This is a genomic window from Streptomyces sp. NPDC051320, from assembly GCF_040682175.1.
Classification (GTDB): domain Bacteria; phylum Actinomycetota; class Actinomycetes; order Streptomycetales; family Streptomycetaceae; genus Streptomyces.
Window position 1 is genome coordinate 567,709 of sequence record NZ_JBFBAL010000003.1, and the last position, 9,549, is coordinate 577,257.

General features: G+C 67.6%; 3 protein-coding genes, 1 tRNA gene and 1 rRNA gene. 1 reads left to right on the top strand and 4 read right to left on the bottom strand.

The window, feature by feature from the left end:
- Positions 1 to 21: 21 nt before the first annotated feature.
- Positions 22 to 5,505, bottom strand: coding sequence for a HAMP domain-containing protein (locus AB0M87_RS10195; RefSeq protein WP_365851455.1), 5,484 nt, complete (start codon positions 5,503 to 5,505; stop codon positions 22 to 24).
- 261 nt (positions 5,506 to 5,766) lie between these two features.
- On the opposite strand from AB0M87_RS10195, the gene AB0M87_RS10200 reads away from it, so the two are divergent.
- Positions 5,767 to 8,427 (top strand): SpoIIE family protein phosphatase, encoded by a 2,661-nt coding sequence (locus tag AB0M87_RS10200; protein WP_365851456.1) that lies wholly within the window; start codon positions 5,767 to 5,769, stop codon positions 8,425 to 8,427.
- A gap of 101 nt (positions 8,428 to 8,528) precedes the next feature.
- Here AB0M87_RS10200 and AB0M87_RS10205 read toward each other — a convergent pair.
- From AB0M87_RS10205 to rrf, 3 genes are all read right to left on the bottom strand, one after another.
- Positions 8,529 to 8,601 (bottom strand) — tRNA-Thr (locus tag AB0M87_RS10205).
- Between the two features lie 73 nt (positions 8,602 to 8,674).
- On the bottom strand, positions 8,675 to 9,361 hold the full coding sequence (locus AB0M87_RS10210) for a DegT/DnrJ/EryC1/StrS family aminotransferase (protein ID WP_365851457.1): 687 nt from the start codon (positions 9,359 to 9,361) through the stop codon (positions 8,675 to 8,677).
- A gap of 96 nt (positions 9,362 to 9,457) precedes the next feature.
- Positions 9,458 to 9,549 (bottom strand): 5S ribosomal RNA (gene rrf, locus AB0M87_RS10215); the annotation flags it as partial.

Sequence of the window (9,549 nt, forward strand, 5' to 3'; positions counted from 1 at the left end):
GATCACTCACCCGGAAATCGATCACTCCCCGTTCATCCACTGCTCCATAACCGTAAGCAAATGATCAGGATCGACCGGCTTGGTCACATAGTCGGACGCCCCGGATTCGATGGCCTTCTCCCTGTCGCCCTTCATCGCCTTGGCGGTCAGCGCGATGATCGGCAGCCCGGCGAACTGGGGCATCCGGCGAATCGCGGTCGTCGTCGCGTATCCGTCCATCTCCGGCATCATGATGTCCATCAGGACCAGCGTCAGGTCATCGTGCTGCTCAAGGACCTCGATGCCTTCCCGGCCGTTCTCCGCGTACAACACCGAGAGACCGTGCTGCTCGAGGACGCTGGTGAGCGCGAAGACGTTACGGATGTCGTCATCGACGATGAGCACCTTCTCACCGTTGAACTGGAAGACCCGGCGCGGCTCCTGCGCCTCCTGTCCGTCCCCCGCCCGCGGCTCCTCCGTCGCCGCGCCGTCCGCCGCCGGTGTGGCCGGCGTGGTCAGCGCGGGACGTCGGGTCGAACCCAGCGCCTTGCGCCGGCGCCGCAGGAGACCCGCGGGGCCGCCCTGGCCGTCGGTGGGGGCCATGCCGTTGCTCTGACCGGGCTCGGTGGCCTTCTCGTCCTGCCCGTGGCCCGGCGCCCGCTCCAGACCTCCCGGACTGAGCTGGGGGTAGCCCTGGGGCGGCAGCTCGCTGGGGTGCAACGGCAGGTACAGCGTGAACGTCGACCCTCGGCCCGGCTCGCTGGCCGCGTGGATCTCGCCGCCGAGCAGCCGCGCGATCTCGCGGCTGATGGACAGCCCCAGGCCGGTGCCACCGTACTTGCGACTTGTGGTCCCGTCCGCCTGCTTGAACGCCTCGAAGATCACCCGCATCTTGCTCGCCGCGATACCGATGCCGGTGTCGGTGACCGAGAAGGCGATCAGATCGGCTTCGGCATCACGCAACGAGCCCGCTTCGAGCAACTGCGCCCGGATGGCAGTCGGCACATTGGCACCGGCCGGCCTGATCACCAGCTCCACCGCCCCGGTGTCGGTGAACTTCACCGCGTTGGACAGCAGGTTCCGCAGCACCTGCAACAGCCGCTGCTCATCGGTGTGCAGGGTCGCGGGGAGTTCCGGCGAGACCCGCACCGAGAAGTCCAGACCCTTCTCCGCGGTGAGCGGCCGGAAGGTCGCCTCCACATAATCGACCAGCTGGACCAGTGCGATCCTGGTCGGGCTGACATCCATCTTGCCCGCTTCGACCTTGGACAGATCCAGGATGTCGTTGATCAGCTGAAGCAGATCCGAACCCGCGCCGTGAATCGTCTCGGCGAACTCCACCTGCTTCGGGGAGAGATTCCCCTCGGCGTTGTCGGCGAGCAACTTGGCGAGGATCAGCAGCGAGTTGAGCGGCGTGCGCAGCTCGTGCGACATGTTGGCCAGGAATTCCGACTTGTAGCGCATCGAGACGGCGAGCTGTTCGGCACGCTCCTCGAGCACCTGCCTGGCCTCTTCGATCTCGGTGTTCTTCACCTCGATGTCGCGGTTCTGCTGTGCCAGCAGCTCGGCCTTCTCCTCGAGTTCGGCGTTGGACGCCTGGAGCGCCTTCTGCCTGTTCTCGAGTTCGGCCGACCTCTCCCGGAGCTGCTCGGTGAGTTCCTGCGACTGCTTGAGCAGCACCTCGGTCTTGGTATTGACGCTGATGGTGTTGACGCTGGTCGCGATCATCTCCGCGATCTGGTTGAGGAAGTCCTTCTGGATATGGGTGAAGGGCTGGAAGGACGCCAGCTCGATCACCCCGAGAACCTGCCCCTCGAAGAGCACCGGCAGCACAATCACATGGGCGGGCGGCGCCTCCCCGAGACCGGAGGAGATCCTGAGATAGCCCGGCGGCACGTTCTCCACCAGGATCGTCCGTTTCTCCTCGGCCGCCGTCCCGATGAGCGTCTCACCCGGCCGGAAGGTCGTCGGCATGGAGCCGGCGGAGTATCCGTAACTGCCGCTCATCCGCAGCTCGTACGAGTTCTCATCCGCCGCGCCGCCTTCGGCCGTGTTACCGGTCGCCATCGCCAGGAAGAACGCACCGTGCTGGGCCGAGACGACCGGCGTGAGCTCGCTCATGATCAGCGACGCGACGTCAGCCAGATCGCGGCGGCCCTGCATCAACCCGGAGATACGGGCCAGGTTGCCCTTCAGCCAGTCCTGCTCCTTGTTGGCGACGGTGGTGTCGCGCAGATTGGCGATCATCGTGTTGATGTTGTCCTGCAGCGCCTGGATCTCACCCGCCGCGTCCACATCGATCTTCAGATTGAGATCACCCCGGGTCACCGCGGTGGCGACCGCAGCGATGGCACGGACCTGACGGGTCAGGTTTCCGGCCATCTCGTTCACCGACTCGGTGAGGTCGCGCCAGGTGCCGTCCACATCGCGCACCCGCGCCTGACCGCCCAGCTGGCCCTCGGTCCCCACCTCACGGGCGACCCGGGTCACCTGCTCGGCGAAGCTCGACAACTGGTCGACCATCGTGTTGATCGTGGTCTTCAGCTCCAGGATCTCTCCCTGGGCATCGATGTCGATCTTCTTGGTCAGGTCGCCCTTGGCGATGGCCGTGGTGACCGTGGCGATCTGACGCACCTGGCCGGTCAGGTTGGACGCCATCGAGTTCACGGACTCGGTGAGGTCCTTCCATGTACCCGACACCCCGGGTACGCGGGCCTGGCCACCGAGCGAGCCGTCGGTCCCCACCTCACGCGCCACCCGGGTCACCTCGTCGGCGAACGAGGAGAGCGTCGTCACCATGGTGTTCACGGTGTCGGCGAGCTGGGCGACCTCGCCCCGGGCCTCCACGGTGACCTTCCTGGTCAGGTCGCCGTTGGCGACCGCGGTGGCGACCTGAGAGATGTTCCGCACCTGGGAGGTCAGGTTGTTGGCCATCAGGTTGACGTTGTCGCTGAGGTCCTCCCAGATACCGGTGACCCCGCGCACCCGGGCCTGGCCGCCGAGGATCCCCTCGGTCCCCACCTCACGGGCGACCCGGGTCACCTGCTCGGCGAAGCTCGACAACTGGTCGACCATCGTGTTGACGGTGGTGACCAGTTCGAGGATCTCGCCCTTGGCGTCAACGGTGATCTTCTTCGAGAGGTCGCCCCTGGCCACCGCGGTGGTGACCTCCGCGATGTTCCGCACCTGGGAGGTCAGATTGTTCGCCATGAAGTTGACGGACTGGGTGAGGTCCTTCCACGTACCGGACACGCCCTGGACTTCGGCCTGACCACCGAGAATTCCTTCGGTGCCCACCTCACGTGCCACCCGCGTGACCTGCTCCGCGAACGAGGACAGCTGATCGACCATCGTGTTCAGCGTGTTCTTCAGCTCGAGGATCTCGCCCCGGGCGTCCACGTCGATCGTCTGTGACAGGTCACCCCGGGCGACCGCGGTCGCGACCTGCGCGATGTTGCGGACCTGAGCGGTGAGGTTGCCCGCCATACCGTTCACCGAGTCGGTCAGATCACGCCATACGCCGGCCACACCCGGTACCTGCGCCTGACCACCGAGGCGGCCGTCCGTGCCCACCTCGCGAGCCACCCGCGTCACCTGGTCCGCGAAGGCGGAGAGCTGGTCGACCATCGTGTTGATGGTGTTCTTCAGCTCGAGGATCTCGCCCCGCGCGTCCACATCGATCTTCTGCGACAGGTCACCCCGCGCGACCGCCGTGGTCACCTGAGCGATCTGGCGCACCTGAGAGGTCAGATTGCCCGCCATGGAGTTGACGGAGTCGGTGAGTTCCTTCCAGGTACCGCTGACCCCGTCCACCCGGGCCTGGCCGCCGAGACGGCCCTCCGTGCCCACCTCACGCGCCATCCGCGTGACCTGGTCGGCGAAGGAGGACAGCTGCGCCACCATCGTGTTGACGGTGTTCTTCAGCTCCAGCATCTCGCCGGCCACATCCACCGTGACCTTCTGCGACAGATCACCGTTGGCGACCGCGGTCGTCACCTGGGCGATGTCCCGCACCTGCCCGGTGAGGTTGCGGAACGCCGTGTTGACCGAGTCGGTCAAGTCCTTCCAGGTACCCGCGGCACCCGGCACCTCGGCCTGCCCGCCGAGCCGGCCCTCGACGCCGACCTCACGCGCCACCCGGGTGACCTCCGAGCCGAAGGACTGCAGCTGATCGACCATCGTGTTGACGGTGTTCTTCAGCTCCAGCATCTCGCCGGCCACATCCACCGTGACCTTCTGCGACATGTCGCCGTTGGCGACCGCCGTGGTGACCTGGGCGATGTCCCGCACCTGCGTGGTGAGGTTGCGGAAAACGGTGTTGACCGAGTCGGTCAGGTCTTTCCAGGTGCCTGCGGCACCGGGCACCTGGGCCTGCCCGCCGAGTACCCCTTCGGCGCCGACCTCGCTCGCCACCCGGGTCACTTCGTCCGCGAAGGTGCGCAGCGTCTCGGTCATCTGGTTGATCGTCTCGGCGAGCTGGGCGACCTCGCCGCGCGCGCTCACCGTGACCTTCTGCGAGAGGTCACCATTGGCGACGGCTGTCGTGACCTCGGCGATCCCCCGCACCTGGGACGTCAGGTTGCCGGCCATCAGGTTCACCGAATCGGTGAGGTCCTTCCACACTCCGGCCACACCGGGTACCACGGCCTGGCCGCCGAGCTCACCCTCCGTACCCACCTCGCGCGCGACGCGGGTCACCTCGGAGGAGAACGAGGACAGCTGGTCGACCATCGTGTTGACGGTGTTCTTCAGCTGGAGCATCTCACCGGCCACGTGGACCGTAACCTTGCGCGACAGATCACCCTTGGCGACCGCGGTGGTCACGAGAGCGATGTCACGTACCTGTGCGGTGAGCCGGTACGCCATGGTATTGACGGAATCCGTGAGGTCTTTCCACGAACCGGACATGCCGCGCACCTGCGCCTGGCCGCCGAGTTTGCCCTCGGTACCGACCTCCAGCGCCACCCTGGTCACCTCATCGGTGAACGCCGAGAGCTGATCGACCAGGTTGTTGACCGTACGGGCGACCTTCAGGAACTCGCCGCGCAGCGGCCGCTCCGCCCCGTCCATCGCCTGGGAGCGCAGATCCATCCGCTGCTCCAGGTCTCCCTCGGCCACCGCCGAGAGCACCCGTCCGACTTCGGAGACCGGCCGTGCCAGGTCGTCCACCAGTTCGTTCGACGCGTCGATCGCGACGGCCCAGGACCCCTCGAGGGCTCCGGTCTCCAGCCTTTCTGTGAGCTTTCCCTCACGCCCGACCATCCGGCGCACCCGGGCCAGCTCGCCCGTCAGATGCAGATTGCGGTCGGCGACCTCGTTGAAGACAGCCGCGATCTCGGCCATCGGACCTTCGCCGGAGACCGTCAGACGCCGACGGAAATTCCCGTCCCGCATCGCGGCCAGCGCGGTCAGGAGTCTCCCCAGAGCGGCGGTATCCACCTCAGTTGTCCCACTGTGACGCTTATTCGGGGACTGTCCGCTTTTTGCGCGCGTGTTCTTGCCACGCGACGCCGTGCCAGACTCCACTGTGTCCCTCCCGCAGGGGTTGGCCGTACTGCCCGGGCTGTCTTGAGATACTTGCCCAGTGTTTCACCCCGGCGGAACCAGGCCATAACAGTTCGGCAGCTTTGCATACCGTCCCCGCCCTTTCGGGGCGGAAACCCCGTGACCGGCATCCGCACGGACTGCGAAGGTAAGTAACCTGGCATCCGGCTGTCCAACCGCCCCGGTCCGCCCGGCGGGGGCGGAGGCACCAGTACTACCACCGGGCACCGAGGGGCGGGGCATATGGCAGAGCCGGGCGTCGAGACGCGTTTGAGGAGTTCTGTGATCACCGCGCGGGCGGCTGCCAGTTTCGAACCAGTCGGGCGGTCCGTGGCGACGGCCCGCGCCTTCGTCCGCGACACCCTGCAGGGCTGGGGGTACTCCGACGTCGTCGACGACGCCGTCGTCCTCACCAGCGAGCTGGTCACCAACGCCGTGGTCCATGCCGGCACCACCGCGGATGTCCTCTGCCTGCGGTCGGACGAAGCCGTGCGCGTCGAGGTCGCCGACCACTACCCGGAGCGAGAGGTCCCGCTGCAGAGCGCGGGACAGCCTTTCGGCAGCCCCGACAGCGAGGGCGGCCGCGGACTGCTGCTGTGCGCCGCGCTGGCTTCACGCTGGGGCGTGGAGTACACCCCCACCGAGAAGCAGGTGTGGTTCCAGCTCGATCTGCCGCAACGCCCGGTGGGCGCCCGGTCCGCGGGCCCGCTGCTCCCGGTGACGATGCTGCCGGTCGCCGACGGGCACGTGCGGGTGGCCGTGATCCAGATCGACCGGGAAGGCACCGTCTCGGCGTGGAACGAGGATGCCGAAGTGCTTTTCGGCTATCCGGCCAAGCATGTCATCGGTAAGCAACTGACCGATTTCGCAGCGTGGCCGCATACGCCGGGTACCGGTACCGGTATCGCCGACGCCCTTCAGCTGTCCCGCTGGGAGGGCAGCTACGGCATCAGCGGCGCGGACGGCCGAGTCGTCCCCGTGTACGCCTCGCACCTGCGGGTACGGGACGCCGAAGGCGAACCGTCGACTGTCTGTCTGCTGGTGCGCGACGAAGAACGGGCCGTTCTGCAGACGCCGCAGCGCGCCCCACAGAGCAGCAGCAACACCTTCGCCGACCACCGAACCACCGACCCCTTCGAGGTCTTCATCGGCTCACCGGCCCCTGACGACCTCGACGGCCTGCTGCAGCGAACCGTCGAACGCGCGCGCGACATGCTGGACGCGGACGCGGCCTTCCTGCTGCTGGCGACCGACGACGAGACGGAACTGGAGGTACGGGCCACCACCGGTCTGCCGTCCGCCCGCCAGCGTTTCGCCCGGGTACCGGTGGAAACCGGCGCAGGGCGGTACGGATCGGCCCGTATGCCCGCCGTTCACGAGGATCTGGCCGCTGTCCCCGGGGCTGTCCCGCTGCTGAACGGGACGGGTATGCGCTCGGTGGTCACCGTTCCGCTCAAGGTCGAGGGGCGCCTCACCGGCTCCCTGGGCATCTCGGCGGAAGCCCCCGGACGGTACTCCAACGAGGAGGCGCTGCGTCTGCAGTTCGCTGCCGACCGTATCGCCCTCGCCGTCGAGTCGGCCCGTCTGGGGGAGCTGGAGAAGCTGCGTCGCGGTTCGCTGTCCTTCCTGGTCGAGGCCTCCGACCTGCTCGCGGGCACCCTCGACCGGGACCAGACGCTGGCCCTGATGGCACAGATGACGGTGCCGACGCTGGCCGCCTGGTGCGCCGTCTACACCATCGCCGATCAGTCGTCCGAGCCTTACCTCTCCTATGTCTTGCACGAGGACGAGGAGCGGATCGACGGTCTCAAGGCCCTGCTGTCCAAAATCAGTCCGCCCGAACCGGTCCCCACGCCGGGCGCCCGGATCTGGGCGGCTCCCGGGGAGGCCGCCCACCAAGCGGCCCTCACGTCCTCGATGCGCAGCCTCGGCCTCGGTTCGAGCCCCGCCCTCGGCTCCGGCATCGGGACGACGCTGGCGACCGCCGCCGCGGTCGGCGGGGAGACGGTGGTTCTGCCGCTGGTCGCCCGTAACCGCGTCATCGGGATGCTCACCCTCGGAAAACCGTCCGACGACCACTTCCGCCAGGAGATCCTGGAACTCGCGGAGGACCTCTCCCGGCGTGCGGCGCTCGCCCTCGACAATGCCCGGCTCTACTCGGAGCGGACCGCCATCAGCCAGGCCCTGCAGCGCAGTCTGCTTCCGCCCGGTCTGCCCGAGGTGCCCAACGTCGAAGTCGAGGTCATCTACCGGGCCGCGGGCGAGGGGAACGAGGTCGGCGGCGATTTCTACGACCTCTTCCCGATCCACGACGGCGCGTACGGCTTCGCCATCGGCGACGTCTGCGGTACCGGCCCCGAGGCGGCGGCCGTGACGGGCCTGGCCCGGCACGCCCTTCGCCTGCTCGCCCGCGAGGGCTTCGCCGGGCCGGCGGTGCTGGAACGGCTGAATGCGGCCATTCTCGACGAGGGCTCCCGCAGCAGGTTCCTGACTCTCCTGTATGGGGAGTTGTGGCCACAGGAGGACGGCAGTGCGGTGCTCAAGATGGTCTGTGCCGGTCACCCGCTCCCCCTGCGCCTGCGCCAGGACGGCACGGTGGAACCTGCGGCGGAGCCCCAGCCGCTGCTCGGCGTCATGGAGGACCTGGAGCTCTACGAGCAGTCCATGACGCTCGACCCGGGTGATGTGCTGCTCTGCGTCACCGACGGGGTCACCGAACGGCGTGAGGGCGCCCGGATGCTCGGTGACGACGGCTTGGCCGATGTCCTCAGCACCTGCACAGGACTGACGGCCGGCGCGGTCGCCGGACGCATCCTGCGGGCGGTGGAACGCTTCGCCGCCGAACCCGCCTCCGACGACATGGCAATCCTGGCGATGCGTGTCCCGGAACCACACGCCGACTAGGTCCTGTCCCGTCGACCAAGCGGTGGCCGATGGCACCCAGGCCGACCGCTGGAAACGAGAAAGGGCCCTCGCCGACCGGCGAGGGCCCTTCTGTTCTCCGGAGCCCCAATACGGAATCGAACCGTAGACCTTCTCCTTACCATGGAGACGCTCTACCGACTGAGCTATTGGGGCGCAGCAACAAGCTAGATCATACCCGAACTCCTCGGTGCTCCGTGCCACGGCCGCTGTTCATCGGCTCGCTGCATCACCGGCCCGAAAGGCTGGTTGGAAGCAGGCCGCCTAGTGCGTTGCAGGACGAGACCATGCGCTGCACCTCGCGGCGCCGCAGCGATCCCCGCAGCGGCAGTGCCAAGGTCTCGTCGACGGCCCGCTCGGTCTCGGGCAGCCGAAGGCTTCCCCGAAAGGCCGGCTGCCGATGCACCGGTGTCCGCACCGGCACCTCGCAGGCAACGCCCCTGCCGCGCAATGCGCGGGCGAACGCGTCGCGATCGGGACGGCCGTTGCCCGGTACCCGGACGACGTACCGCTGGTAGGTGTGGCCCTCGTGTGCTTCCGGGGTACGCACGCCGGTCAGACGGGCGGTCAGAAACGCCGCATGGGAGCGGCGTTGAGCGATCCCGTCGGGGTCGTCCTCGACTTCGCCGGCGCCGACGATCAACAGGCCGCGGGCACGTCCCAGTTCGCTGATGCGGGCCAGATCCGGCGGGCAGCCGAAGACGGAAGCCACTACGACGGCCGCCGTACGGGAGGTGAGTGCGGCGGCAATCGCTTCGGGGTCAATGCAGTAACTCGACGGGTCTATGTCGACGAAGACGGGCCTTGCTCCGACCGCGGCCACGGACTGGGCCGTCTCGGTGCCCGCGTAGGCCGACAAGATCACCTCATCGCCGAGGCCCAGGCCTGCGGACTTCAGAAACCTCGCGGTGTTCATGCCTGCATGCTCGTCGCCCCACGTGAACGAGAGGTGTCGGGGCATAAAAAAACGTCAGCCCCCGAACCGAAGTTCGGGGGCTGACGATGAAAGATTGTTCGGCGGCGTCCTACTCTCCCACAGGGTCCCCCCTGCAGTACCATCGGCGCTGAAAGGCTTAGCTTCCGGGTTCGGAATGTAACCGGGCG

Bases quoted from the DNA above. Each gene is read 5' to 3' on its own strand.
- AB0M87_RS10210 (WP_365851457.1), bottom strand. From the start codon at position 9,361: ATGAACACCGCGAGGTTTCTGAAGTCCGCAGGCCTGGGCCTCGGCGAT.
- AB0M87_RS10200 (WP_365851456.1), top strand. From the start codon at position 5,767: ATGGCAGAGCCGGGCGTCGAGACGCGTTTGAGGAGTTCTGTGATCACC.